This window comes from Curtobacterium sp. B18 (genome assembly GCF_000333375.1).
Classification (GTDB): domain Bacteria; phylum Actinomycetota; class Actinomycetes; order Actinomycetales; family Microbacteriaceae; genus Curtobacterium.
On record NZ_BACZ01000416.1, the window covers coordinates 1 to 2,210 of the forward strand.

2 protein-coding genes and 1 pseudogene are annotated in these 2,210 nt (G+C 69.1%); 1 reads left to right on the forward strand and 2 read right to left on the reverse strand.

All coding sequences use genetic code 11. The features are described from left to right. On the reverse strand, nt 1–1,333 hold a 1,333-nt coding region (locus I5E_RS11470), incomplete at its 3' end, for a UDP-glucose dehydrogenase family protein (protein WP_022907115.1). Further along, nucleotides 1,330–2,142, reverse strand: a complete 813-nt coding sequence (locus I5E_RS11475) for a glycosyl hydrolase (protein WP_022907116.1) — start codon at nt 2,140–2,142, stop codon at nt 1,330–1,332. The genes I5E_RS11470 and I5E_RS11475, both read right to left, overlap by 4 nt. On the opposite strand from I5E_RS11475, the pseudogene I5E_RS23605 reads away from it, so the two are divergent. Next, nucleotides 2,084–2,210: pseudogene (locus I5E_RS23605) on the forward strand (thymidylate synthase); the annotation flags it as partial. The gene I5E_RS11475 and the pseudogene I5E_RS23605 sit on opposite strands and share 59 nt — an antisense overlap.

Here is a 2,210-nt window from a genome sequence, read left to right on the forward strand (position 1 = left end):
GGACGGTCCAACCCGCCTTGACCCAGTCGCCGACCGGGAAGCAGTTGCGGGCGTCGATCACCGTGGGACGCCCGACGATCGAGCCGAGCTCGGCCGGGTCGGCGGCGATGACCTCGTCCCACTCGGTGAGGACGAGCACGACGTCCGCGTCCTCGATCGCACCGGTCATCGACGACGAGTACGTGAGCGTCGGGAAGGAGCGGCGGGCGGTCTCCATCGCCTCCGGGTCCCAGAGCGTCACCTGAGCGCCGCGGAGGTGCAGCGCGGCGGCGACGTTGAGCGCCGGCGAGTCGCGGACGTCGTCGGTGAGGGGCTTGAAGGCGGCCCCGACGACGGCGACCCGGCGGTTCAGCACGGAGCCGCCGAGGGCGTCGATCGTCATGTCGATGACGCGCTCGCGCTGGCCCATGTTGATCTCGTCGACCTGCTGCATGAGGCCCACGACGCGACCGGCACCGAGTTCGTTCGCGCGGTGCATGAGCGCGCGGATGTCCTTCGGCAGGCAGCCGCCACCGAAGCCGAGGCCGGCGTTCAGGAACTTCCGGCCGATGCGGGCGTCGTGCCCGAGGGCGTCCGCCAGGGTCGACACGTCCGCGCCGGTGATCGCGCACATCTCCGAGATCGCGTTGATGAACGAGATCTTCGTGGCGAGGAAGGCGTTGGCGCTGACCTTGACGAGCTCCGCCGTGGCGAGGTCGGTCGTGATGACCGGGGTGCCCTCGGCGATGGGTGCCGCGTAGACCTCGCGGATGACCGCGTCGGCCGCGGCCGAGGCGCCGCCCCAGACCAGCCGGTCCGGGTGCAGGGTGTCGTCGACGGCCTTGCCCTCGCGGAGGAACTCGGGGTTCCAGATGAGCTCGGCGTCGATCCCGGACGGCGTGAACTCGCGGACGATCCCGCGGAGCCGCTCGGCGGTGCCGACCGGGACCGTGGACTTGCCGACGATCAGGCCGGGGTGCGTCAGGTGCTCGGCGACGCCGCGCGTGGCGTTCTCGACGTAGGTCAGGTTGGCGGCGTGCGACCCGGCGCGCTGCGGGGTCCCGACGCAGACGAAGTGGACGTCGGCCGCGGCGACCGCCTCGGGCAGCGAGGCCGTGAAGCGGAGCTTGCCGCTGGCGACGTGCTTCGTGATGAGCTCCGGCAGGCCGGGCTCGTAGAAGGGGACCTCGCCGGCCGACAGGGCCGCGAGCTTCGCCGGGTCGACGTCCACGCCGATGGTCTCGAAGCCCATCTCGGCCATGGCGGCCGCGTGGGTGGCGCCGAGGTAGCCGGTGCCGATGACGCTGATGACGGGGGCGGGACGGGAGTCCGCGGTCTTCTTCTGAGCGGTCATTGCTTGACCTCCTGCAGGTCGTAGTCGATGTCGGTGCGCTTGATGCCGTCGGCGAAGGCCTGGAGGCTGTCCGATCGGGAGTCGAGGCGCCAGTCGTTGGTCGTGCGGGTGCCGTCGACGATGGTCGTCGCGGTCTCGCTGAAGTACGCGAAGCCGATGACGTCGTCGTTCGCGGGGTCCGCGAGGGCGTCGAAGAGCGAGGTGATCCAGCGCGACTTCTGCGAGTCGGACACGCTGCCACCGGTCTCGGTCGCGCCGATCTCGTTGAGCACGATGTTCTTGTCGGGTGCGACCTGCCGGATCTGGGCGAGCGTGGCCCCGAACGTGTTCTCGAACGTCGGCTGCTCGGAGGCGTCACGGTAGTAGCCGCTCATGCCGACCCAGTCCACGTACTCGGCACCCGGGTAGTAGTTCTGCAGGTACTCGAGCGTCTGGTACTTCGTGTTGCCGAGCTTGTCGATGCGGGACGGCGACCAGTCCCAGATCGCGTACTGGTTCGCGCCGTTGTCCTGGAACACCTGCCAGACGTGCTTCCACATCGCGGTGTACGAGCCGGCGGCGTTCTGCTGCTTCGACGATTCGGACCAGTTGTACCACTGGCCGTTCATCTCGTGGTCGAAGCGGATGACGAGCGGCATGCCGTTCGCCTTGAGCGCCTGCGCGTACTGCGTGAGGTAGGCGTCGAACTTGCCCGAGATGATGTCCTCGTTCGTGTACCCGGGGACGTAGGGCTGGTCGTTGCCGGTCTTTGCCGGCACGTTCCTCGGTGTCCCGTTCAACATCGCCTCGTACGCGCTGCTCACCCACATGATCGCGGCGCAGACCGGCCTCGAGGTCGGCGAGTTCGTGTGGACCGGCGGCGACTGCCACGTCTACG

What these genes read in the sequence shown, in the direction of transcription:
- I5E_RS11475 (WP_022907116.1), bottom strand. Translation starts at nt 2,142, where the DNA reads ATGTGGGTGAGCAGCGCGTACGAGGCGATGTTGAACGGGACACCGAGG.